The sequence below is a fragment of the Enterobacter sp. UPMP2061 genome (assembly GCF_053709615.1).
The window spans coordinates 34790-56560 of the sequence record NZ_JBSKJP010000002.1 but is presented as its reverse complement, the minus strand read 5'-3'; the positions used below and the strand labels follow the sequence as shown (position 1 = coordinate 56560).

Annotated in this window: 23 protein-coding genes; 4 read left to right on the top strand and 19 right to left on the bottom strand. The window is 56.6% G+C overall.

The genetic code is table 11. The features are described from left to right. Positions 1-15: 15 nt before the first annotated feature. The 11 genes from sseB to trmJ all read right to left on the bottom strand — a co-directional run bounded on the left by sseB (position 16) and on the right by trmJ (position 8811). A complete protein-coding gene (gene sseB, locus ACWKXX_RS05880) occupies positions 16-792 on the bottom strand; it encodes an enhanced serine sensitivity protein SseB (protein ID WP_023325069.1) in 777 nt (258 codons plus the stop codon). Between the two features lie 141 nt (positions 793-933). Then, positions 934-2220 (bottom strand): aminopeptidase PepB, encoded by a 1287-nt coding sequence (gene pepB, locus ACWKXX_RS05875; protein WP_196358798.1) that lies wholly within the window; start codon positions 2218-2220, stop codon positions 934-936. 61 nt (positions 2221-2281) lie between these two features. Continuing rightward, positions 2282-2482, bottom strand: coding sequence for a Fe-S cluster assembly protein IscX (gene iscX, locus ACWKXX_RS05870; RefSeq protein ID WP_003860650.1), 201 nt, complete (start codon positions 2480-2482; stop codon positions 2282-2284). Between the two features lies 1 nt (position 2483). Then, positions 2484-2819 (bottom strand): ISC system 2Fe-2S type ferredoxin, encoded by a 336-nt coding sequence (gene fdx, locus ACWKXX_RS05865; protein ID WP_003860652.1) that lies wholly within the window; start codon positions 2817-2819, stop codon positions 2484-2486. A 1-nt stretch (position 2820) separates the two neighbouring features. Beyond that, positions 2821-4671: a Fe-S protein assembly chaperone HscA gene (gene hscA / locus ACWKXX_RS05860; RefSeq protein ID WP_047057342.1), complete on the bottom strand. Its 1851-nt coding sequence runs from the start codon at positions 4669-4671 to the stop codon at positions 2821-2823. A gap of 14 nt (positions 4672-4685) precedes the next feature. Next, positions 4686-5201 carry a co-chaperone HscB gene (gene hscB, locus ACWKXX_RS05855; protein WP_003860657.1) on the bottom strand — a complete coding sequence of 172 codons (516 nt, stop codon included), beginning with the start codon at positions 5199-5201 and terminating at the stop codon, positions 4686-4688. Between the two features lie 76 nt (positions 5202-5277). Next, on the bottom strand, positions 5278-5601 hold the full coding sequence (iscA, locus tag ACWKXX_RS05850) for an iron-sulfur cluster assembly protein IscA (RefSeq protein WP_003860659.1): 324 nt from the start codon (positions 5599-5601) through the stop codon (positions 5278-5280). A gap of 13 nt (positions 5602-5614) precedes the next feature. Then, the gene (gene iscU, locus ACWKXX_RS05845; protein WP_003860661.1) at positions 5615-6001 is read right to left on the bottom strand and encodes a Fe-S cluster assembly scaffold IscU; all 387 of its coding nucleotides are present in this window, start codon (positions 5999-6001) and stop codon (positions 5615-5617) included. A 24-nt stretch (positions 6002-6025) separates the two neighbouring features. Then, positions 6026-7240, bottom strand: a complete 1215-nt coding sequence (gene iscS / locus ACWKXX_RS05840; protein ID WP_003860663.1) for a cysteine desulfurase — start codon at positions 7238-7240, stop codon at positions 6026-6028. 117 nt (positions 7241-7357) lie between these two features. Continuing rightward, positions 7358-7849 (bottom strand): Fe-S cluster assembly transcriptional regulator IscR, encoded by a 492-nt coding sequence (gene iscR / locus ACWKXX_RS05835; RefSeq protein ID WP_015572158.1) that lies wholly within the window; start codon positions 7847-7849, stop codon positions 7358-7360. 236 nt (positions 7850-8085) lie between these two features. Continuing rightward, on the bottom strand, positions 8086-8811 hold the full coding sequence (gene trmJ, locus ACWKXX_RS05830; RefSeq protein WP_015572157.1) for a tRNA (cytosine(32)/uridine(32)-2'-O)-methyltransferase TrmJ: 726 nt from the start codon (positions 8809-8811) through the stop codon (positions 8086-8088). Between the two features lie 132 nt (positions 8812-8943). Here trmJ and suhB point away from each other — a divergent pair, with 132 nt between their 5' ends. Further along, positions 8944-9747 carry an inositol-1-monophosphatase gene (suhB, locus tag ACWKXX_RS05825; RefSeq protein ID WP_003860668.1) on the top strand — a complete coding sequence of 268 codons (804 nt, stop codon included), beginning with the start codon at positions 8944-8946 and terminating at the stop codon, positions 9745-9747. 61 nt (positions 9748-9808) lie between these two features. On the opposite strand, the gene ACWKXX_RS05820 is transcribed toward suhB, so the two are convergent. After that, positions 9809-10789, bottom strand: coding sequence for a nickel/cobalt transporter (locus ACWKXX_RS05820; protein ID WP_023304221.1), 981 nt, complete (start codon positions 10787-10789; stop codon positions 9809-9811). Continuing rightward, positions 10780-11418, bottom strand: coding sequence for a DUF1007 family protein (locus ACWKXX_RS05815; RefSeq protein ID WP_017383543.1), 639 nt, complete (start codon positions 11416-11418; stop codon positions 10780-10782). Before ACWKXX_RS05815 ends, ACWKXX_RS05820 begins: the two co-directional genes overlap by 10 nt. A gap of 125 nt (positions 11419-11543) precedes the next feature. On the opposite strand from ACWKXX_RS05815, the gene csiE reads away from it, so the two are divergent. After that, a complete protein-coding gene (gene csiE / locus ACWKXX_RS05810; protein ID WP_032649100.1) occupies positions 11544-12821 on the top strand; it encodes a stationary phase inducible protein CsiE in 1278 nt (425 codons plus the stop codon). Here csiE and ACWKXX_RS05805 read toward each other — a convergent pair whose 3' ends face one another. Next, positions 12822-13961, bottom strand: coding sequence for a 3-phenylpropionate MFS transporter (locus tag ACWKXX_RS05805; RefSeq protein WP_032669382.1), 1140 nt, complete (start codon positions 13959-13961; stop codon positions 12822-12824). A gap of 172 nt (positions 13962-14133) precedes the next feature. Here ACWKXX_RS05805 and ACWKXX_RS05800 point away from each other — a divergent pair, with 172 nt between their 5' ends. Beyond that, positions 14134-14556 (top strand): DoxX family protein, encoded by a 423-nt coding sequence (locus tag ACWKXX_RS05800; protein ID WP_032669381.1) that lies wholly within the window; start codon positions 14134-14136, stop codon positions 14554-14556. A 53-nt stretch (positions 14557-14609) separates the two neighbouring features. On the opposite strand, the gene glyA is transcribed toward ACWKXX_RS05800, so the two are convergent. Beyond that, positions 14610-15863 carry a serine hydroxymethyltransferase gene (glyA, locus tag ACWKXX_RS05795; protein ID WP_003860678.1) on the bottom strand — a complete coding sequence of 418 codons (1254 nt, stop codon included), beginning with the start codon at positions 15861-15863 and terminating at the stop codon, positions 14610-14612. A 304-nt stretch (positions 15864-16167) separates the two neighbouring features. Between glyA and hmpA the strand changes: the two genes are divergently transcribed. Continuing rightward, the gene (gene hmpA, locus ACWKXX_RS05790; RefSeq protein ID WP_047732785.1) at positions 16168-17358 is read left to right on the top strand and encodes an NO-inducible flavohemoprotein; all 1191 of its coding nucleotides are present in this window, start codon (positions 16168-16170) and stop codon (positions 17356-17358) included. An 80-nt stretch (positions 17359-17438) separates the two neighbouring features. Here hmpA and glnB read toward each other — a convergent pair whose 3' ends face one another. The 4 genes from glnB to qseE form a co-directional block, all read right to left on the bottom strand. Continuing rightward, positions 17439-17777, bottom strand: coding sequence for a nitrogen regulatory protein P-II (gene glnB / locus ACWKXX_RS05785; RefSeq protein WP_003860685.1), 339 nt, complete (start codon positions 17775-17777; stop codon positions 17439-17441). Between the two features lie 80 nt (positions 17778-17857). After that, positions 17858-19195, bottom strand: coding sequence for a two-component system response regulator GlrR (gene glrR, locus ACWKXX_RS05780; RefSeq protein ID WP_047732789.1), 1338 nt, complete (start codon positions 19193-19195; stop codon positions 17858-17860). Beyond that, the gene (qseG, locus tag ACWKXX_RS05775) at positions 19192-19944 is read right to left on the bottom strand and encodes a two-component system QseEF-associated lipoprotein QseG (RefSeq protein ID WP_015572149.1); all 753 of its coding nucleotides are present in this window, start codon (positions 19942-19944) and stop codon (positions 19192-19194) included. Before qseG ends, glrR begins: the two co-directional genes overlap by 4 nt. Next, on the bottom strand, positions 19941-21374 hold the full coding sequence (gene qseE, locus ACWKXX_RS05770) for a two component system sensor histidine kinase QseE/GlrK (protein WP_003860691.1): 1434 nt from the start codon (positions 21372-21374) through the stop codon (positions 19941-19943). The genes qseG and qseE overlap by 4 nt, the downstream gene beginning before the upstream one ends. Between the last annotated feature and the right edge of the window lie 397 nt (positions 21375-21771).

The following is a 21771-nucleotide window of genomic DNA, read 5'->3' as shown; positions in this document are numbered from 1 at the left end:
GTCACCCCGCCGTAATCAGATAATGCGGTTGGTCTTGAGATCGCGCAGGAAGCCGCCCCAGCGACGCTCGTAGAACGGGGTGATGTGCTCGGTAATAAAGTGGCTGATCCCCTTCTCACCTTTCTTCACCTGACAGATATCAATCGGCTCATCGCCCGGCAGGGTGTCGGTTGCCACGCTTCCCGCTGCCTGGATGATCTCGTCGATATCGCCGTCGGCCTCAATCCCTATCAGCAGAACAGGCTTTTCGTCAGCGCTCTCTTTGATGGAGCAGAGAAACGCGCGTTTTACCGGCTTGATGGTTTTAAACAGCGTGGTCAGGGAGTCAATCATCTGCGCGGGCGGCTCGGCCACTTCAGACAGCAGCAGCGTTTCGCCCCCTTCCAGCACCTCCTGAGTGCTGAGCGGGTTGCCCTCGTCACCAATCAGGTGGCTGATTTCGCGCGGAGTAAACTCTTTCCCGGTCGGCAGTTTGGCGTTGAGGAACAGCGTCTGCCCCAGGGTCATTTCGAACAACGTGCGCACCGGCATCACCACGAACGCCTGTTCGTCTTCTACCGCTTCCTGCAAGGCCTCGAGCGAAGTAAAGAACGGGATCACCGAGGTGCCGTCGTCTTTCTCCCAGTGCAGCAGATCCAGCGCGCTGTCTTCGACAACCTGCTCCCCTTCCGCCGCGGTGCCCGGCACCCAGACGGTGGATTCCAGCAGCGTGCGGAAAAAGGCCGGACGGTGGGCGGGTTCGGTCGCCGCCTGCTCCAGCAGGGTTTCTAATTCGTTTTTGGTTTCTGACATAGTTTGGCTACTTCAAAAAACGCCGGGTGGCGCTTCGCTTACCCGGCCTACAAAACCGTAGGCCCGTGCAAGCGCAGCGCCGCCGGGCAATATGATGACTCCGAAGGCGCGCGTAAGCGTAGCGCTACCCGGCAAAAAAGATCACTCAGCCGTCAGCAGGTTCGCCACGGTACGCACGCCCAGACCGGTCGCACCCGCAGACCACTGCTCAACCGCCGCTTTACGGTAGGTTGCGGAGCAGTCAATGTGCAGCCAGCCTTCATGGTAGTTCTCAACGAAGTGAGACAGGAAGCCTGCTGCGGTGCTTGCCCCCGCCGGGTACGCTGCGTTCGCGGTGTTGTTCAGCTCGGCGAAGTTGGACGGCAGCTGGCTGCGGTGGAACTCGGCCAGCGGCAGACGCCAGAACGGTTCGTTTTCCGCCGCCGCGCTGGCCAGCAGGCGATCGGCCAGCTTGTCGTCGAAGCTGAACAGGGCGTGATAGTCGTTACCCAGCGCCGTTTTCGCCGCGCCGGTCAGGGTTGCCATGTCGATAATCAGCTCCGGCTTCTGCGCAGAGGCGTCGATCAGGCCATCGGCCAGCACCAGACGGCCTTCGGCGTCGGTGTTCATCACCTCAACGTTTTTACCGTTGCGGTAGCGAATGATGTCGCCCAGCTTGAAGGCGTTGCCGCTCACCATGTTGTCCGCGCAGCACAGGTAGAGCTTCACGCGCTTGTTCAGGCCACGGGTGATGGCGAACGCCAGCGCGCCGGTGATGGTGGCCGCACCGCCCATGTCGGACTTCATGGAGTCCATGAACGCGCTCTGCTTCAGGCTGTAGCCGCCGGTGTCGAAAGTGATGCCTTTTCCGACCAGACAGGCAAAGACCGGCGCTTCTTTATCGCCGGTTGGGTTGTAATCCAGCGCCAGCAGGACCGGAGGACGCTCGGAGCCACGGCCCACGGTGTGGATGCCCATGTAGTTCTGCTCGCGCAGGTCTTCACCTTTGGTGATGCGGTAAGACATCTTGTCGCCCGCCACGCCGCACAGCAGGTCAACCGCGCGCTGCGCCAGCTGCTCAGGGCCTAACTCTTCCGCCGGGGCGTTGATGGTGTCGCGCACCCAGTCGATAATTTTCAGGCGGCTTTCCAGCTCTTTCTGACCGGCTTCGTCGAGGTTCGCCCACTCGATTTTGCGGGTGCCTTTCGGCCCTTTGTAGCCTGCCCAGAACGCCCAGCTGCGGTCGGTGTCCCACCCTTCGCCTTCCAGCGACACATGCTTAATGCCCAGGCCGTCAATTTTACGCGCGGCGCGCTGGATCAGGCCCAAATCATCATTGCCCGTCAGGTGCAGGGTAATACCGTCGTTGTTGATGCTGTAGGTGGCTTTTTCGCCCCAGCGTGAGTCGGCTGGCTGCGTGGAGAGCGTAATCTTCATCGCTTCGGTCATTTTATTTATCCTTATTAGCAACTAGCAAACGGGCCGCCTGAAGGCAGCCCGTTTATGTTATCTATTCTGCTTCATCTAACCAGACTAACAGAATCGCCTCCAGAATTTTTTCATTGGATGCGTTTGGATCGTCGTCAAAATCTTCCAGATCGCAAATCCACTGATGCATATCGGTGAATCGTACGGTCTTCGGATCGAGATCCGGGTTCGCGTCGTAGAGCGCCTCGCCGATTTCACGGCTGTCTGTCCACTTCAGTCCCATATCAATGCTCGCGTGCGTGGTTGATGGTGTAACGTGGGAACTCCACGACCAGATCTTCATCGGTCACCGCGGCCTGACAGCTTAAGCGGCTGTCGGGCTCCAGACCCCATGCTTTATCCAGCATGTCGTCTTCGTCTTCGGTGCTCTCGGCGAGAGAGTCGAAACCTTCACGCACGATGCAGTGGCAGGTGGTGCAGGCACAGGATTTTTCACAGGCGTGTTCCACTTCGATACCTGCACGCAGGGCAACATCGAGAATGGTTTCACCGGTCTTCGCTTCCAGAACTGCGCCATCCGGACAGAGGTCCGCATGAGGCAAAATTACAATCTTTGGCATATTAAACCTCGTCCACGGACTGGCCTTTCAGCGCGACGCGGACAGATTTGTCCATGCGGCGAGCAGCGAAGTCCTGGGTTTGTTTATCAACGTTTTTAATGGCTTCTTCTATTGCGTCAGCGTCATTGCCTTCGGCGACTGCGCTTAAGCGCGCGGCAGCGTCGTCAATCACCTGGCGCTCAGCGGCGCTTAACAGCGCGGCATCGGCAGCGAGCGCGCCGTTCAGGCTTTCCAGCACGCGTGCGGCTTCCACTTTTTGTTCGGCCAGCATACGCGCCTTCACATCCTGCTCGGCGTAACTCATTGAGTCCTGAATCATGGAGGCGATTTCGCCATCGGTCAGGCCGTAGGACGGCTTCACCTGGATGGACGATTCCACGCCGGTGGATTTTTCCATCGCCGTGACGCTCAGCAGACCGTCCGCATCCACCTGGAAGGTAACGCGAATATGCGCCCCGCCCGCCGGCAGCGCCGGAATTCCGCGCAGCGCAAAGCGCGCCAGAGAGCGGCAGTCCTGCACCAGCTCGCGCTCGCCCTGCATCACGTGGATGGACATCGCAGTCTGGCCGTCTTTGAAGGTAGTAAACTCCTGCGCGCGCGCCACCGGAATGGTGGTGTTACGCGGAATGACTTTCTCCACCAGGCCGCCCATGGTTTCTAAACCCAGAGACAGCGGGATGACGTCCAGCAGCAGCATTTCGCTGTCCGGCTTGTTGCCGACCAGGATATCGGCCTGGATAGCGGCGCCCACGGCAACCACTTTGTCCGGGTCGATAGAGGTCAGCGGCGTGCGGCCAAAGAATTCGCCCACGCGCTCGCGCACCAGCGGCACGCGGGTTGAGCCGCCAACCATGACCACTTCCAGCACCTCGCTGGCCTCCACGCCCGCATCTTTCAATGCGCGACGGCAGGCCAGCAGGGTACGCTTAACCAGAGGCGCAATCAGTTCGCTGAACTGATTGCGGGTGATCTCACCCTGCCAGCCCGCAACGTTAACCGTGACCGATTGCGCGTCGCTCAGGGCAATTTTGGCGTCGATGGCCGCATCCAGCAGTTCACGCTGTACGCGGGCATCGCTGCGATCGCTGATGCCCGCCTGCTCGCGGATGTAGTCTGCCAGCAGATGGTCGAAGTCATCGCCGCCGAGCGCGGAATCCCCGCCGGTCGCCAGCACTTCGAACACGCCGCGGCTCAGGCGCAGGATTGAAATATCAAACGTCCCGCCGCCGAGATCGTAAACCGCAATCACCCCTTCCTGACCGGAATCGAGGCCGTAGGCAATGGCCGCCGCCGTCGGTTCGTTCAGCAGACGCAGCACATGCAGGCCCGCCAGACGCGCGGCGTCTTTGGTGCCCTGACGCTGTGCATCGTCGAAGTAGGCCGGAACGGTGATTACCACGCCGTCGAGATCGCCGCCGAGCGTCGCCGTGGCGCGCGCCGCCAGCGCTTTGAGGATGTCAGCGGAAATGCGAATCGGGTTCAGCAGACCGGCAGACGTCGCGATCATCGGCAGGCCGTTTTCGCTGGCCTGTAGCTGATACGGCAGATGCGGGTAACGGGTCTGGATATCAGCCAGCGAGCGGCCCATCATGCGCTTAACCGAGCTGATGGTATTGGCTGGATCGCGCGCGGCGTTGGTGCGGGCATCAAACCCGACCGCGTGACCCTGCTGCTGGTAGTGGACCACGGAAGGCAGCAGATGGCGGCCCTGCTCGTCAGCCAGCGTTTCCGCCTGGCCGCTGCGCACGGTCGCCACGAGGGAATTGGTGGTGCCCAGGTCAATACCGACGGCCAGACGACGCTGGTGCGGTGCGGCGCTTAAGCCTGGCTCACTAATTTGTAATAAGGCCATAATTGCTTCCGAAATTAAAAATCGAGCAGCTTTTCTTCGAGTTGTTCAGCACTGCTTCGCAGTTTATCGAGAAAACGGAGTTTGCGCACAGTGTCTGCCGCCACGTCCCAGGTCTCGTTGTTCAGTTGCTCCACCATCTGCTGATGGCGGGTATCGAACATGCCCTTTACGCGCGTGATAAAGCTTTCCAGGCGCGCTTCGTCTTTAGCCTGTTCAATTTCATCCAGCTCTTCGCGCAGCTCCAGCTGTTCCATCAGAAAGGCGGTGTCGCGCACGGTATGCTGTTCGCTCGCCAGATCGAAACCGTGGAGCGAGAGCAGATATTCTGCACGCGCCAGCGGATGACGCAGCGTTTGCCAGGCCTGGTTGATGGTTGCGGAGTGTGATACCGCAGCCAGCTGCTCTGCCTGCGTCCCGCTGGCGAATTTATCCGGATGGTACTGACGCTGGAGATCCTGAAAACGGACCGTCAGCGCCTGGAGATCGATCGGGTATTGAGCGGGTAGTCCGAAGAGAGTGAAGTAATCCATAACAATCTCAGGGGTAGCCTGTTAGAACAAACCCCACGCGTAGCAAAGCCACGGTGGGGTTTCGGATGACGCGCGGTTAAACGTGGAAGCTTTCGCCGCAACCACACTCGTCTTTGACGTTCGGGTTCGTGAATTTGAACCCTTCGTTCAGGCCTTCTTTTACGAAGTCCAGTTGAGTGCCGTTGAGGAATTGCAGGCTTTTGCCATCGACCACCACCTTCACGCCCTTGTCTTCAAACACGGTGTCATCAGACGCCGGTTCGTCAACAAACTCCAGTACGTAAGCCATACCAGAACAGCCGGAGGTACGTACGCCCAGTCGCAGGCCAAAGCCTTTACCACGGTTCGCCAGAAAAGAGCTTACTCGCGCGGCAGCGCTGTCGCTAAGGGTAATCGACATACTCAAACCTCAATTATTTTGCTTCACGTTTGCTTTTGTAATCCGCAATGGCGGCTTTGATCGCGTCTTCTGCCAGAATTGAGCAGTGAATTTTCACCGGCGGCAGTTCGAGTTCTTCAGCAATATCCGTGTTCTTGATTGCCTGTGCTTCGTCCAGAGACTTGCCCTTCACCCATTCGGTGACCAGGGAGCTGGACGCGATAGCTGAACCGCAGCCGTAGGTCTTGAAGCGCGCGTCTTCAATGATACCTTCATTGTTGACTTTAATCTGCAACTTCATCACGTCGCCACACGCTGGCGCGCCAACCATACCGCTACCGACAGATTCATCGCTGTTGTCAAAAGAGCCAACGTTGCGCGGGTTCTCGTAATGATCGATAACTTTTTCGCTGTATGCCATGATTGAATTCTCCTTATGTACCGATTAGTGATGTGACCATTCAATGCTGTTCAGATCCACGCCCTGCTTGAACATTTCCCACAGTGGAGAAAGGTCGCGCAGACGGCCAATGGAGTTACGAACCAGTTTGATGGTGTAGTCAATCTCTTCTTCGGTAGTAAAACGACCTAAAGAGAAACGGATAGAGCTGTGTGCCAGCTCGTCAGTCATACCCAGCGCGCGCAGCACGTAGGATGGCTCCAGGCTTGCAGACGTACAGGCAGAACCGGAAGAAACGGCCAGGTCTTTCAGCGCCATGATCAGCGACTCGCCTTCAACATAGTTGAAGCTGACGTTGAGGATGTTTGGCGCGCCCTGCTCGAGATCGCCGTTCAGATACACTTCTTCCATATCTTTCACGCCGTCCCACAGACGGTTACGCAGCGTACGCAGGCGTGCCATCTCGGTTTCCATCTCTTCTTTCGCGATGCGATACGCTTCGCCCATGCCCACGATCTGGTGAACAGGCAGCGTACCGGAACGCATGCCGCGCTCGTGACCACCGCCGTGCATCTGTGCTTCGATGCGGATACGTGGCTTACGACGAACGTACAGCGCGCCGATACCTTTCGGACCATAGATTTTGTGACCGGAGAAGGACATCAGGTCCACTTTCAGCTGGCTCAGGTCGATAGGCAGTTTGCCCACGCTCTGGGTCGCATCCACGTGGTAGATGATGCCGCGCGCACGGCACATTTCGCCGATGGTTGCGATGTCCTGCACAACGCCGATTTCGTTGTTAACGTGCATGATGGAAACCAGGATGGTGTCATCGCGCATGGCCGCTTCGAGCTCTTTCAGGTCGATGATCCCGTTGCTCTGCGGCGCCAGGTAAGTCACTTCGAACCCTTCACGCTCCAGCTGACGGCAGGTGTCCAGCACGGCTTTGTGTTCGGTTTTGCTGGTGATGATGTGCTTGCCTTTTTTCTGATAAAAGTTGGCTGCACCTTTGATCGCCAGGTTGTCGGATTCGGTCGCACCGGAGGTGAAAACAATTTCACGCGGGTCGGCACCGACCAGGTCAGCAATCTGATTACGGGCGATATCAACCGCCTCTTCAGCATGCCAGCCAAAACGGTGAGAACGGGAAGCTGGGTTACCAAAGTTTCCGTCCAGGGTCAGACACTGCATCATTTTCTCGGCAACACGCGGGTCCACCGGCGTGGTTGCGGAGTAATCGAGATAAATCGGTAATTTCATTGCTCTATAAACTCCGTACATCGCTTCAATGCAAGGAATCAGGCAACCGGCTGGATGTACGACCGAGTACGCGGGGTGTGACCACCCCGGCCTGATTCTGAATACTTATCTTTTTAATTACGCGCGCAGTTTAACGTCGATGGCGTCCTGCGAACGGGTGCTGCGCTGTGATTCATGGCTTTGCTGACGACCCGACACGTCCAGAACTTCCTGGTTATTCACCAGTTCACCCAAGGTGATGTTGTTCAGGAAGCCGGTCAGACGGTCGCTCAGATCGCGCCACAGCGCGTGGGTCAGGCACTTATCGCCGCCCTGGCAGCCGCCTTTACCCTGGCAACGGGTCGCGTCGACGGATTCGTCAACGGCGCTAATCACTTCGCCAACCGCAATACTGCCCGCGTCTTTACCCAGCAGATAACCGCCGCCCGGGCCACGAACGCTGGACACCAGTCCATTTTTACGCAGTCTGGAGAACAGCTGTTCCAGGTAAGAGAGGGAGATCCCTTGTCGTTCAGAAATATCAGCCAACGGAACCGGGCCCGCTTCGGAGTTGAGCGCAACGTCCAGCATCGCGGTCACGGCATAACGCCCTTTAGATGTCAGTCTCATGTCTTACTTAACCTCAAACTCGCCCCTGCCCGGGGTTTTTTATTGTAAAATGGGGGTATTGCATAGCAGGGCCAAGTCTGACATTCCTGACTAAATTGGTCAACTATTTACTTGACTGTTTTAGTCAGGTATTTAACCTTCTGTGCCGTTTTTTTTTCCCGGCGGCGCTGCGCTTGCACGGGCCTACGGGCTTTGTAGGCCGGGTAAGCGAAGCGCCACCCGGCGAACAGACGACACTATTCCTTATTCTTCTGCTCAATCGACGCCAGAATCCCGCGCAGGATGTTCAGCTCCTGGCTTTCCGGACGCGCGCGGGTGAACATACGGCGCAGCTTGTTCATCACCTGGCCCGGGTGGCCTTCACGGATAAAGCCGGTTGAGAGCAGCGTCTGCTCCAGATGACCGTAGAAGCGCTCGAGGTCGTCCACCAGCGGGTAGGCCGTCTCTTCTTTAGGTTCGACCGGTTTCTCCTGCGTCGCCAGCCATGCCATGCGCACTTCGTAGGCAATAACCTGCACCGCCATCGCCAGATTCAGCGAGCTGTATTCCGGGTTGGCGGCAATCGCCACGTGATAGTGGCACTTCTGTAATTCCTCGTTGGTCAGGCCAACACGTTCACGGCCAAACACCAGCGCAACCGGCGCCTGTTCCGCTTCTGAGATGCTTTTCAGGCCGCATTCGCGCGGGTCCAGCATCGGCCAGGGCAGCGTACGGGAGCGCGCGCTTGTCCCCACCACCAGGCTGCAACCGGCCAGGGCTTCATCCAGGGTGTCCACGATCTGCGCATTCCCGATCACGTCGCTGGCGCCGGCCGCCAGAGCAATAGCCTGAGAGTCTGGTTTCACCAGCGGATTCACCAGCCACAGGTTCGTTAAGCCCATGGTTTTCATAGCGCGGGCCACAGAGCCCATGTTGCCGGTGTGCGATGTTTCGACCAGCACGATTCGAATGTTTTGCAGCATAATTTTTAAATGTCTGGATTCAGTGTCTGAAGAATATTCGGGCATATTATCATAAACGAGAGACATAATCCGATCCCGCTGCTATACTCTGCGCCGATTTTCCTGTTCTTTAACATCCAGTGAGAGAGACCGATGCATCCGATGCTGACCATCGCCGTGCGCGCAGCGCGCAAGGCGGGTAATGTAATTGCCAAACACTACGAAACCCCAGACTCCGTAGAAACCAGCCAGAAAGGCAGCAATGATTTCGTGACGAACGTCGATAAAGCCGCAGAAGCGATTATTATCGAAACGATTCGCAAATCTTACCCGCAGCACACCATCATCACCGAAGAAAGCGGTGAACATGAAGGTACCGATCAGGATGTTCAATGGGTTATCGATCCACTGGATGGCACCACCAACTTCGTCAAACGCCTGCCACACTTCTCTGTGTCTATCGCAGTACGCATCAAAGGCCGTACTGAAGTTGCCGTTGTTTACGATCCAATGCGTAACGAACTGTTCACCGCAACCCGCGGTCAGGGCGCGCAGCTGAACGGCTACCGTCTGCGTTGCAGCAATGCACGCGATCTGGACGGCACGATTCTGGCGACCGGCTTCCCGTTCAAGGCGAAGCAGCACGCAACCACTTATATGAATATCCTGGGCAAGCTGTTCACCGAATGCGCGGACTTCCGTCGCACCGGCTCTGCTGCACTGGATCTGGCCTACGTGGCGACCGGCCGCGTTGACGGTTACTTTGAGCTGTCACTGAAGCCGTGGGACTTTGCGGCGGGCGAGCTGATCGCTCGTGAAGCTGGCGCGATTGTTTGCGACTTCACCGGCGGCCATAACTATATGTCTACCGGCAACATCGTTGCAGGTAACCCGCGCGTTGTTAAAGCCATGCTGGCAAACATGCGTGATGAACTGAGCGATGCGCTGAAGCGTTAATTCAGTCTGTTAAGCCCGGTGGCGCTACGTTTACCGGGCTTACAACACGCCTCAGATACGGCTAGAAAGGCCGCAACCCCCTTCCCACCGGCACCGCGCTCATCCACATCGTAACCGCAGCCACCAGCAGAATCACCCCGCCCGCCAGCGCAAGCGTTGTCCAGCCAACCTGTCGCCACAATACCGGCGTTTTATTGCCGCTGAGTTTGACCGCCAGCTGACGGAAGCTGTGTACCAGCAACGCTAAAGACGAAATGGTGAGAGACGTTCCTGCCGCCATCGCCAGCGCGGACAGCATGCCCCAGCCAAACACGCCAATAACCTTACTGAACAGCAGAACCATGATCGCACCCGAGCACGGACGCATCCCCATTGAGAGAACAATCATCAGGCGCGCACGCCAGTCCTCACCGTTCTGTAATTGTTCCTGCGTCGGCAGATGCTGATGCCCGCACCCGCAGTTTTCATGGTGAACGTGATGTGGCGTAAAGGCTTTGAATTTTGGTTTTTGCAGTAACGCGCGCAATTTTTTCAGCGCCCGCCAGCAGAGGATCAGCCCCAGCACGCCTACCAGCGCGTAACTCCCCTTCTCCAGCCAGAAGCTGCTCATATGCAGCTGGCGGGCCGGCAGCTGTAGCAGCGAAAGGACGACCACGACCAGCGCAATCGCCACACCGCCCTGAAGTAAAGAGGACGCCAGCGTCAGGCCGATACTCGATTTCAGCTTCGACGGATGCGTGGCAAGCCAGGTCGTGATAACGATTTTGCCGTGTCCCGGTCCCAGGGCATGCAGCACGCCATAGATGAAGCTGAACGCCAGAAGAGCGCCGCCCGCTTTGGTCGGATTTTCCGCCACGGCTTTCAGCAGACCGCTCATCTGCTGATTAACTTCCCGCTGCCAGAGGATGCTTTTCACCATCACCTGCGGCCATGCCTGCCACAGCCAGAGCGCGCCGCCAACCGCAAACAACAAAAAGAGCGCCAGAGGCCAGAGGTGCAGCCAGCGACGCGGCTTACTGACGGGAGAGGAGATCACTGACATTGTAACGTCACCTCCTGCGCAAACTGTTTACCTAACTCCATGTCTTCGGGGGGCGCATCCTCTTTATCAAGAGAAACGGCAAAGTTCAGCATCTCTTCGCTGGGTTTCGGGGTGTGCACGGCAATTTTGCAGATTTTTTGCAAATTTTCCGGCAGCTGCACGTCGCTGTCCTGGGCGTAATGCATATCGACATAGTAGGTTGGGTCAAACGTGGAAAACCTGTACTTCTGCCCGGCCAGCGGCTGAGGGTGCGCCAGCGGAAGGATAAAGGTCAGCACAGCCTGATGACCGTCGCGGGTCATGCCGTACTCCGTGGGACGATTAAGAAACTTCACCTTTTGTCTGTTGTGCCAGAACTCGGTGAAGTAGTGCTGACCCAGCACGTTGGCCATCACTTCCGCCGCCAGCTTTTTCCAGATCTCATCGCCGGGCTTTGCGTTTCCGGCATCGTACAGCAGGTCGGCGGAGGTGATTTCATCCATCGTCCAGCGCATTTTCAGGCCGCTGAGCTGCGTGCCGTCCGTCACCAGTTCGGTTTTCAGGCTGATAAAACTGTGAGGATGTGCGCCGGCGGCAAAAGTGAAAACCGCCAAAAATAACGCTACCGCGCTTTGTTTAACTATTTGCATCTGTTCCTCACGTCAAAAATTCTGTGATGTTCGCCAGCAATCCTGAGTGAAATGCCTGCCGGTGCGCTTTTCAGCGCCCATCCTTTAGCTATTCTTATCAAACATTCACACTGGATACCCGACAGATGATGACGACGCTTGAAATTCCATCTGTGCTTTCCAGTTCGCAGCGCCGCTGCCAGGTGCTTTTGATGCTTTACCTGCCCGATGCTGCCGTCACCGCACAGAGCATAATCGCTGCCAACGGCGTGGACGACGTCATGGCACGGCAAGATATAGCCGAGACGCGCGATGAAATCCAGCGCTATCATCGCCTTGATATCGTCACGCACCATGATGGCTGCTACCGAATTGAGGGTTCCGCCCTTAATCAACGTTTGTGCCTGCTGCACTGGCTGCGCAGGGCGCTTCGGCTCTGTCCACATTTTGTTGCCCAACAGTTTACCCCTGCCTTAAAAACCGCGCTTAAACAGCACGGCATTGCCCGCCCGCTTTATGACGATGCGAACCTTCGGGCGCTTATCAACTTTTGTGCGCGCAAGCTTCAGCGCCAGTTTGAGTCCCGCGACGTACAGTTTTTACAGCTTTATCTGCAATATTGTCTGATTCAGCATCATCTGGGCAATACGCCAGAGTTTTCGCCCGTTCAGCGCAGCTGGACGCAGTCCCGAGGGGAATACTTTACGGCGCAGGAAATTGTCCGCCACTGGAAACGGCGCGTCCCACAGGGAACGCACAGCGATGAACAGCTGTTCCTGGCCCTGCTGTTTATGATGCTTCGCACACCCGACCCGGTGATGGATAAACACCAGCAGGATCAGCGCCTGCGTCGCGCTATCGTGCGTATGATTGCCCGCTTCCGGGCGCAAACCGGGATGAACTTCAGCGATGAGCAGGGGCTGACCGATCAGCTTTATATTCATCTGGCTCAGGCGCTGGACCGCTCCTTATTTGACATCGGCATCGACAACAGTCTGCCGGAAGAGATCCACCGTTTATACCCCCGGCTGCTGCGCACCACTAAAGAGGCGCTGTTTGAGCTGGAAGCCGAATTTGGTCTGCGATTCTCCGGTGAAGAGATGGCTCTGGTGGCGGTGATTTTTGGTGCCTGGCTGATGCAGGAGACCGACCTGCATGAAAAACAGGTGGTCCTGTTAACGGGGGAAGATAAAGCCTGCGAAGCGTTAATTGAGCAGCAGCTTCGCGAGCTGACGCTGCTGCCGCTCAATATTCGTTATCTTAGCCTGGAGGCGTTTAAGAAGGAGGGCGCCCCCCGCGAGGCGGCGCTGGTCATTACGCCTTATCCAACCGCCCTGCCGCTGTTCTCGCCGCCGCTCATTCATGCCGTTGAGGCCCTGAACACGCAGCAGCAGGAACATATTCGCGTTATGCTCGAATCATAGTTACGAGCGAGCAGCCACCTTTGGGCGGATGACGATGGCAGGTAAAGCGACCAGCGCCATCACCCAGAACACACCGTGCCCCAGGTGCTGATAGAGGAAACCGGCAAATACGGTCATCACCGCAATACTGCCGCCCATCGCCACCGCTGAATAGACCGCCTGAAGACGGATAACGTCCCCACCCTCTCGCGCCGCAATGTAGCGCATCGCCGCCAGATGGCACACGGTGAAGGTTCCGCAGTGCAGAATTTGCGCCACAATCAGCCACGGCAGCTCCGTCGTCCAGCCCATGATGCCCCAGCGCACCACGCCGCAAACGGCGGAAAGCAGCAGCAGGTCACGCGCCCCGAAACGACGGAAAAGTTTTTGGCTCAGCGCGAAGATAATGACCTCCGCCACCACGCCGAGCGACCACAGGTAGCCTACCGCAGAAGCCGAGTAGCCCGCCCCCTGCCAGTAGATGGCGCTGAAGCCGTAATAGGCCGCATGTGCCCCCTGGAGCAGACAGACGCAGGCCAGGAAACGCCAGCTTTGCGCCACCAGCGAGCGCCAGGCGGGCCAGCCGGCGCTCTCCTGATGGCGGCTTTCGCCCTGCGGCATTACCGACGGACGCAGCAACATACCGAGCAGCATCGAGGCGATGCCGAGCGTTAACAGCGCCAGAATGGCACGATAGTCATAGAGGCTGACCAGTTTCCCGACCAGCGCAGAGCCGATCACGAAGGCAATCGATCCCCACAAGCGCACGCGGCCATAGTCCATGGTGATCTGCTTTTGCCAGGTGTTCGCCAGGGCATCCGTCAGCGGCACTAGCGGGGAGAAGAACAGATTAAAGCCAACCATTACCACCATCAGCCAGGCAAACTGATGGCTGACCCAGAAGCAGGCCGCAAAGACCAGCGTCAGCAGGGCCAGAATTCGCACCGCTTTAATCAGTAAGGAGGGATCGCTGACGCGGGGCGCAATCAGCAGGCTACCCAGGAAACGTGCCACCAGCCCCGCGCCCAGCAGGATGCCAATGGTCTCAGGCGTCAGACCAATTCCCTTGAGCCAGACGCTCCAGAAAGGCAAAAAAATACCGTAACTAAAGAAATAGGTGAAATAGCTGAGCGCCAGCCAGCGCGTGGAATGCAAGACCATGAATCCCTCCCGAAATGGAGGCGATAGTCTGGCGTTAATCCCTGACTTTAGCAAGTCGTTAGCGCGCTATAAATTAACGATAAATTAACATCATGGACAGCCGGTCGGCGTATGGCGAGAGCGGCAAAATTGTATTACGTTTAAAGAACATCGCCTGAAGAGGTCGTTTGCCATGAACAACTTACGTTATTTCGATTTCGGCTCCTCTCGTTCTTTCCTGCTTTTAATTGCCCGCATTGCTATTGTGGTCCTGTTTATTATTTTCGGTTATCCCAAGCTGACGGGGTTTAGCGGCACCGTTCAGTATATGACGTCGCTCGGCGCCCCCATGCCCATGCTGGCCGCCATTATTGCGGTGGTGATGGAAGTCCCCGCCGCGATTCTGATCGTGCTGGGCTTTTTCACCCGCCCCCTCGCGGTGATCTTTGTCTTCTATACGCTGGGAACAGCGGTGATTGGTCACCACTACTGGGATATGACGGGCGATGCGGTTCTGCCAAATATGATTAACTTCTACAAAAATGTGAGTATCGCTGGCGGCTTTATTTTGCTGGCGATTACCGGGCCGGGGGCCATCTCCCTCGACCGACGTTAGCCCATAAAAAAAGGCCGCATGAGCGGCCTTTTTCAGTTCTGCGACGCAGAGAATTATGCGTACACCGGGAAGCGTGCGCAGATGTCCAGAACTTTACCTTTAACGCGCTCGATAACCGCGTCGTCATTGATGTTGTCCAGAACGTCACACATCCAGCCCGCCAGCTCTTTCACTTCCGCTTCTTTAAAGCCACGGCGAGTTACGGCCGGAGAACCGATACGGATACCGGAAGTCACGAACGGGCTCTTCGGATCGTTTGGCACGCTGTTTTTGTTGACGGTAATGTTGGCGCGGCCGAGGGCTGCGTCAGCTTCTTTACCGGTCAGGTTCTTATCAACCAGGTCCAGCAGGAACAGGTGGTTTTCAGTCCCGCCAGAGACCACTTTGTAGCCACGGTTCAGGAACACTTCCACCATCGCTTTGGCGTTTTTAGCAACCTGCTGCTGATAAACCTTGAACTCTGGCTCCATCGCTTCTTTCAGCGCGACGGCTTTCGCGGCGATAACGTGCATCAGCGGGCCGCCCTGGGCGCTTGGGAACACGGCGGAGTTCAGCTTTTTGTACAGCTCTTCGTCACCGCCTTTTGCCAGGATCAGGCCACCGCGTGGACCCGCCAGGGTTTTGTGGGTGGTGGTGGTCACAACGTGCGCATGTGGAACCGGGTTCGGGTAAACGCCTGCCGCAATCAGACCGGCAACGTGCGCCATGTCGACGAACAGGTACGCGCCGATGCTGTCAGCGATTTCACGCATTTTGGCCCAGTCAACGATGCCGGAGTAAGCAGAGAAGCCACCGATGATCATCTTCGGCTTGTGCTCTTTGGCCTGCTTCGCCATGTCTTCGTAGTCAATTTTTCCGGACTCATCAATACCGTAAGGGATGATGTTGTACAGTTTGCCAGAGAAGTTAACCGGGGAGCCGTGAGTCAGGTGGCCGCCCTGCGCCAGGTTCATACCCAGAACGGTATCGCCCGGCTGCAACAGCGCGGTGTAAACAGCGAAGTTAGCCTGAGAGCCAGAGTGCGGCTGGACGTTCGCGTAGTCAGCGCCAAAGAGTTCTTTCGCACGGTCAATCGCCAGCTGCTCAACGATATCAACGTATTCGCAACCGCCGTAGTAGCGCTTGCCCGGATAACCTTCAGCATATTTGTTGGTCAGCTGAGAACCCTGCGCCTGCATCACGCGCGGGCTAGTGTAGTTTTCGGAGGCGATCAGTTCGATGTGCTCTTCCTGACGTACTTTTTCCTGCTCCATAGCCTGCCACAGTTCGGCATCATAATCGGCAATGTTCATTTCACGCTTTAACATCCGCATCTCCTGACTCAGCTAACAAGTAAATTTTTGGCCTGAAAAGGCAGTCCTGTTGGACGACGGGCAACAGTATAACTGAATAGTTCTGCGATAACAGGTCTTGACAAACGATTTTACGCAAACGTTTACCTCCACGCCACGCAAGGGTTTGAGCAATAAAGCTCTCGCCATTTTCAACGGATTTCTTTTCAGCTTTGTGATGCATATTTTTCACGATGCAAAGAACCATTTACATTGCAGGGGTATTTTTATAAGATGCATATAAAATACATCATTAAAGTAACATCAGAAGGAAGCTGCTATGCTCGACGCCCAAACCATCGCTACCGTGAAAGCCACAATCCCCCTGCTGGTTGAAACGGGTCCTAAACTGACCGCCCATTTCTACGATCGCATGTTCGCGCATAACCCGGAGCTCAAAGAGATTTTCAACATGAGCAACCAGCGTAACGGCGATCAGCGCGAAGCGCTGTTTAACGCTATTGCCGCCTATGCCAGCAACATCGAAAACCTGCCGGCTCTGCTGCCTGCGGTGGAAAAAATCGCCCAGAAGCACACCAGCTTCCAGATCAAACCTGAGCAGTACAACATCGTAGGCAGTCACCTGCTGGCAACCCTGGACGAAATGTTCAGCCCGGGCCAGGAGGTACTGGATGCCTGGGGTAAGGCCTATGGCGTACTGGCAAACGTATTCATCAACCGTGAAGCGCAGATCTACAGTGAAAACGCCAGCAAGAATGGCGGCTGGGAAGGCACGCGCGCCTTCCGCATCGTTGAGAAAACCCCGCGCAGCGCACTGATCACCAGCTTTGAGTTTGAGCCAGTGGACGGTCAGCCGGTTGCCGATTACCAGCCGGGCCAGTATCTGGGCGTCTGGCTGAAGCCTGAAGGCTTCCCGCACCAGGAGATTCGCCAGTACTCCCTGACCCGCAAGCCAGACGGCAAAGGCTATCGCATTGCGGTTAAACGTGAGGAAGGCGGTCAGGTATCCAACTGGCTGCATAACGAAGCCAGCGTGGGCGACGTGGTCCATCTGGCGGCACCGGCGGGCGATTTCTTTATGGCCGTTGAAACGAATACCCCGGTGACGTTGATCTCCGCAGGCGTAGGTCAGACGCCAATGCTGGCGATGCTGGATACGCTGGCGAAAGCAAACCACAGCGCGCAGGTTAACTGGTTCCACGCGGCGGAGAACGGTGATGTGCACGCCTTTGCGGATGAAGTCAAAGCGCTCGGAGCGACCCTGCCGCGTTTCACCGCGCATACCTGGTATCGCCTGCCGACGGCGGCAGACCGCGCAGCGGCTCGTTTCGACAGCGAAGGCCTGATGAATTTAGGGCAGCATGAAGGGGCGTTCAGCGCACCGGGGATGCAGTTCTACGTTTGTGGGCCAGTAGCGTTTATGCAGTATGCCGCGAAGCAGCTGGTAGACCTGGGCGTGAATAAAGACAACATTCATTACGAATGTTTCGGCCCGCATAAAGTGCTGTAATCGCCCGGCGGCGCTGCGCTTGCACGGGCCTACGAAGGGTTTTTTAGGCCGGGTACGCGCAGCGCCACCCGGCAAGAATGTTAAATCGCCGCGTCGTCTTCTTCGCCGGTACGGATACGGATCACGCGCGCCACGTCAAAGACGAAGATTTTCCCGTCGCCAATTTTACCGGTCTGCGCCGTGCGGATGATGGTATCCACACAGGTATCGACGATATCATCGCTCACCACGATCTCGATTTTCACTTTCGGCAGAAAGTCCACCATGTACTCTGCGCCACGGTATAGCTCGGTGTGGCCCTTCTGACGACCAAAACCTTTCACTTCAGTTACGGTCATCCCGGTGATGCCTACTTCTGCCAGCGCTTCACGTACATCATCCAGTTTGAAAGGTTTAATAATCGCATCAATCTTTTTCATGGTGGGTCCTTAAACTCTTGCCAGTAAGCAGCCTCGTAATCGGTTGCTCACAGTATCATATTCAGGCGAATTTTGCGGTATTACTCTTTAAAATCGTTCGCTTCCAGCTCGTGGCGTGAGAGCAATTTATAAAACTCGGTACGGTTACGCCCGGCCATGCGCGCCGCGTGGGTCACGTTGCCTTTGGTGATTTGCAGCAGCTTACGCAGATAGTTCAGCTCGAACTGGTTTCGCGCTTCCGCAAACGTCGGTAAGGCCGTGTTTTCCCCCTCGAGCGCCTGCTCCACCAGCGCATCGCTGATCACCGGCGATGACGTCAGCGCCACGCACTGCTCAATCACGTTCACCAGCTGGCGTACGTTGCCCGGCCAGCTTGCGGTCATCAGGCGTTTCATCGCATCGGTGGAGAACGCGCGCACGAATGGTTTGTGGCGGTCAGCGGCCTGGCGCAAAAGGTGATTTGCCAGCAGTGGGATATCTTCCGCACGCTCGGCCAGCGCCGGGATTTTCAGGTTGACGACATTCAGTCTATAGTAAAGATCTTCACGGAACTCGTTGCGCGCCATCACCTTGGGTAAATCGCGATGGGTAGCGGAAATAATACGCACGTTGATATCGATATCGCGGTTGCTGCCAAGCGGACGCACTTTTCGCTCCTGCAACACGCGCAGCAGTTTGACCTGCAACGGCGTGGGCATATCGCCAATTTCATCAAGAAACAGCGTGCCCCCCTCAGCCGCCTGGAACAGCCCTTCACGGCTGCTCACCGCGCCGGTAAAGGCGCCGCGGGCATGGCCGAAGAGCTCAGACTCAAGCAGCTGTTCCGGCAGCGCGCCACAGTTGATGGCAATAAAGGCATTTTTACTGCGCGGGCTGGCGTTGTGGATAGCCTGGGCCAGGATCTCTTTCCCGGTCCCGCTCTGGCCGTTGATCAGCACGCTAACGTCGGATTGCGCCACCATCCGCGCCTGTTCCAGCAGGCGCAGCATCACAGGGCTACGCGTCACGATGGATTCACGCCAGGCTTCGTCGCCGGATGGCGCCGCATGCTCAAGGGCGCTGTCGATTGCTTTATAGAGGGCGTCTTTATCCACTGGTTTGGTGAGGAAGCTGAATACCCCCTGCTGCGTTGCGGCCACCGCATCAGGAATAGATCCGTGAGCGGTGAGGATAATCACCGGCATCCCGGGCTGCTGCTTCTGGATCTCCGTGAACAGTTGCAGGCCATCCATTTCATCCATGCGCAAATCACTGATCACCAGATCGATTTTCTCGCGGCTGAGCACTTTCAGCCCCTCCTGCCCGCTTTCAGCGGTGACCACGCTGTAGCCTTCGCTGACCAGACGCATTCCCAGCAGCTTTAACAGCCCGGGATCGTCATCCACCAGTAACAGATGGGCAGGTTTACGGCTTGTCATGGCTTCACATCCTCTTGTTTCGGCGTCTCACTGTCTGGCGTCGTGGCAGAGTTGCCTTTCGACCCATCGGGCAGATAGCTGCCTGCCGGCTTACGCGTCGAGAGCTGTCTTTCGATATCGGTCAGATTTTCGAGCTTGCGGGTGGTGGTTTCCAGCTGCTCGCGCAGCGACTCCTGCTGCTGGCGAAGCGCATCAAGCTCGCTGTCGCTCGACTGCTGCAATTTACTGTAGCGGAAACGTTCTTCAGACAGCTGTAATTGCAGGGTTTGTCCATCCCGCCAGAGCTGATAGACCGGGCGCACCTGCGGGGGAATATTGATCACGTAAGTATCCAGCCGCGTCACGTTGGCGCGGCGTTCGACAGGCGTGATTCTGGCATCCGCCATCACGATCCCACGTTTAAACGCGTCCTGCCAGGTATCGTCCACCAGCATCGCCGCCTGGGCACGGGCCTCGGCGGGCGCCAGCCGCTGGGCGCAGTCTATTCCGCGCAGCCAGAACAGCGGATTGGATTCAACATCACGCCCCGACAGGTTCCAGATATCATCGCAACGTGTTGAAAGGAAATCGGCCAGCTGTTTTTGCGGCCATTTATCTTCCTGTTTGTGGCTAATTGCACTTTTCGGCGCATGGGTTACACAGCCGGCCAGCAGTAAGCAGGGCAGGCTCAGGCGCACATTTTTGCTGGAAAACACCGCGCGCAGTGCGCGGTAAAAGACGTGTGACATACTCACCAGGTTGTTATTCATTTCATTGATTTTTCCGGCTCAAGAGGCAGTTCGATACGAAAACAGACATCGGCGCGTTCATCACTCACGATGTTAAGCTCACCCTGCATGCGTCGTATGCAGTCGCGGGCAATACTCAGCCCCAGACCACTTCCTTTTACCGCACCTTTTCGCTGATGACTCCCCTGGAAGAAGGGCTCAAAGATCATCGTTTTTTCATCATCCGGAATCGGGCTTCCCGTATTCGCTACGTCAATAAATACCCGCGAACCGTTGTTATTGCTTCTGATATAAATGGTACCGGATTCAGTACCATAGTGCACCGCATTGGAATAAAGATTATCCAGTACGCTCATTAACAGCATCGGCTCTGCCAGGCAGGAAGGCGCATTGAGATCCACCTGGGTATGCATCATTTTAGCTCTTGCTGGCAGGCTATGGGCGGAGATCACCATGTCCACCAGCGGTTCAATCTCAACGCTTTCAAGCACCACAGCACCATCCGCCAGCTTGCGGTTATAGTCCAGCAGTTGTTCAATAAGTTTTTGTAAATTGCGGCTACTGGCATCCAGAATCGCCACGATCTCTTTTTGCTCAGGGGTTAACGGCCCCGCTACTTCGTCTGCCAGCAGCTCCGTGCCCTCACGCATACTGGCCAGCGGTGTTTTGAGTTCGTGTGAGATATGGCGCAGGAACTGATGACGCTGCGATTCCAGCCACGCCAGGCGTTCAGAAAGCCAGATGATACGCTGACCGACCGAGCGCAGCTCGCGCGGGCCTTTAAAAACAACCGTATCCCCGAGAGATTTGCCCTCCCCCAGGCGGTTAATCATCCGCTGGATCCCCTTTACGGGGCCGATGATCATGCGGGTAAAGAGCAGTACCAGCCCAAGGCTGACGAGGAACAGCACCAGCGCCTGCCAGCCGAAAAACTGGCCGCGCTCGGCAATCTCCTGCTGGAGTTGCTGCCCACGGGAAAAGATAACCGTACGGGTGGACTGCACCATCTCCGTATTGGCGTTCGCGAAGGCTTCAAGTCGGGCGGCGGCGGCGGCATCAGGACCGCTGTTTTTGCACTGGAGCTGCGCCAGATCGTTCAGATCCTGACGCAGCGCCTGATAGAGTTTGTCATCCGGCAAGACCCCGGCATGGGCATCCAGCATTTCGCTGTAGCGTTTACGCTGGTTCTGATAGACCCTCTCCAGCGTGCGGTCGTCCAGCACGCAGTACTGGCGATAGCTACGCTCCATCTCCAGCGCGGCGTTGGTCATTGCCTCGCTACGGCGGGCATCAATAAGCGTGGTGCGGTTAGTCAGGGCCGCCTGGGCACTTAACGCATTCAGGCTTTGCCATGCCTGCCACGCCAGAACCAGCAAAGGTAGCAGGATCAGCAGGAAGGCCATCATAACGAGCTGTCGCAGGGAGCGAGGGAAAGCGGGCCAGCGTTTCAACACATTACTCTCATCATCCGGGTTTGAGGAGAGCGTAACTGAGTCTGCCCTTCAGATACAACAAAGCCGGGTAAAAACCCGGCTTTGTCATGGAATAAGGCGGTGCCTAACTCGACGTTTCGCCCTGGCCTGATAAAGCATTGCAATAATCAGTAGTTGGACGGCAGGCACCTTTTTGTGCGTCATTCGAAGTTTATGTAGCACGTCCCGAAGGGGCTGACATAAGAAGGTGAATGAGCCACTGGTTACTATTATGCAACGCGCGTGCCAGATTGCAAAAATTGATACTATCCTTATGATTAATAATCGTTTTATTATTAAAATGCATTGATTGTCAGGTGAATGATTTCCAGGCTAAGTGTCGCTATTAAGCAACACCTTAACGGGAACCCGTCCT

Excerpts from the sequence above, each read along its gene's own strand:
- hscB (WP_003860657.1), bottom strand. The coding sequence starts at position 5,201 with ATGGATTACTTCACTCTCTTCGGACTACCCGCTCAATACCCGATCGAT.
- suhB (WP_003860668.1), top strand. The coding sequence starts at position 8,944 with ATGCATCCGATGCTGACCATCGCCGTGCGCGCAGCGCGCAAGGCGGGT.
- ACWKXX_RS05800 (WP_032669381.1), top strand. The coding sequence starts at position 14,134 with ATGAACAACTTACGTTATTTCGATTTCGGCTCCTCTCGTTCTTTCCTG.
- trmJ (WP_015572157.1), bottom strand. The coding sequence starts at position 8,811 with ATGCTGCAAAACATTCGAATCGTGCTGGTCGAAACATCGCACACCGGC.
- iscA (WP_003860659.1), bottom strand. The coding sequence starts at position 5,601 with ATGTCGATTACCCTTAGCGACAGCGCTGCCGCGCGAGTAAGCTCTTTT.
- glrR (WP_047732789.1), bottom strand. The coding sequence starts at position 19,195 with ATGACAAGCCGTAAACCTGCCCATCTGTTACTGGTGGATGACGATCCC.
- iscR (WP_015572158.1), bottom strand. The coding sequence starts at position 7,849 with ATGAGACTGACATCTAAAGGGCGTTATGCCGTGACCGCGATGCTGGAC.
- sseB (WP_023325069.1), bottom strand. The coding sequence starts at position 792 with ATGTCAGAAACCAAAAACGAATTAGAAACCCTGCTGGAGCAGGCGGCG.
- glyA (WP_003860678.1), bottom strand. The coding sequence starts at position 15,863 with ATGTTAAAGCGTGAAATGAACATTGCCGATTATGATGCCGAACTGTGG.
- hscA (WP_047057342.1), bottom strand. The coding sequence starts at position 4,671 with ATGGCCTTATTACAAATTAGTGAGCCAGGCTTAAGCGCCGCACCGCAC.
- hmpA (WP_047732785.1), top strand. The coding sequence starts at position 16,168 with ATGCTCGACGCCCAAACCATCGCTACCGTGAAAGCCACAATCCCCCTG.
- glnB (WP_003860685.1), bottom strand. The coding sequence starts at position 17,777 with ATGAAAAAGATTGATGCGATTATTAAACCTTTCAAACTGGATGATGTA.
- ACWKXX_RS05805 (WP_032669382.1), bottom strand. The coding sequence starts at position 13,961 with ATGGTCTTGCATTCCACGCGCTGGCTGGCGCTCAGCTATTTCACCTAT.
- iscX (WP_003860650.1), bottom strand. The coding sequence starts at position 2,482 with ATGGGACTGAAGTGGACAGACAGCCGTGAAATCGGCGAGGCGCTCTAC.
- qseG (WP_015572149.1), bottom strand. The coding sequence starts at position 19,944 with ATGAATAACAACCTGGTGAGTATGTCACACGTCTTTTACCGCGCACTG.
- ACWKXX_RS05815 (WP_017383543.1), bottom strand. The coding sequence starts at position 11,418 with ATGCAAATAGTTAAACAAAGCGCGGTAGCGTTATTTTTGGCGGTTTTC.
- pepB (WP_196358798.1), bottom strand. The coding sequence starts at position 2,220 with ATGACCGAAGCGATGAAGATTACGCTCTCCACGCAGCCAGCCGACTCA.
- iscS (WP_003860663.1), bottom strand. The coding sequence starts at position 7,240 with ATGAAATTACCGATTTATCTCGATTACTCCGCAACCACGCCGGTGGAC.
- iscU (WP_003860661.1), bottom strand. The coding sequence starts at position 6,001 with ATGGCATACAGCGAAAAAGTTATCGATCATTACGAGAACCCGCGCAAC.
- csiE (WP_032649100.1), top strand. The coding sequence starts at position 11,544 with ATGATGACGACGCTTGAAATTCCATCTGTGCTTTCCAGTTCGCAGCGC.
- ACWKXX_RS05820 (WP_023304221.1), bottom strand. The coding sequence starts at position 10,789 with ATGTCAGTGATCTCCTCTCCCGTCAGTAAGCCGCGTCGCTGGCTGCAC.
- fdx (WP_003860652.1), bottom strand. The coding sequence starts at position 2,819 with ATGCCAAAGATTGTAATTTTGCCTCATGCGGACCTCTGTCCGGATGGC.